Annotated in this window: 1 protein-coding gene; it reads right to left on the minus strand. The window is 79.5% G+C overall.

Annotation, left to right across the window (positions count from 1 at the left end):
* On the minus strand, positions 1 to 283 hold a 283-nt coding region (locus BI06_RS40645), incomplete at both ends, for a S8 family serine peptidase (RefSeq protein WP_043476974.1).

Genomic DNA, 283 nt, shown 5'->3' on the forward strand with positions numbered 1-283 from the left:
GCCGGGGGCGGCCAGCGAGACGTGGCCGCGCCCGTAGTTGGTGTACGCGGACGGCCGGCCGTCCCGGTCGACGGCGGTCACCGTGACCACGCCGGGCAGTTCGCCGGGCAGCCGGACGCACTCGGGGCCGACGTGGCGGGACTGCGGCGGGCCGGTCGTGCGGTCGTTGGGGCTGCGCTCGTCGGTACGGGGCGCGCCGAGGTCCTGCCCGTCGTTGCCCGCCGAGGCGACGACCACCGCGCCCTTCCCCCGGGCGTACTCGACGGCCCGGCCGACGGCGGCG

Origin of the sequence: Kitasatospora sp. MBT66 (assembly GCF_000710405.2) — a bacterium.
Taxonomy (GTDB): Bacteria; Actinomycetota; Actinomycetes; order Streptomycetales; family Streptomycetaceae; genus Kitasatospora; species Kitasatospora purpeofusca.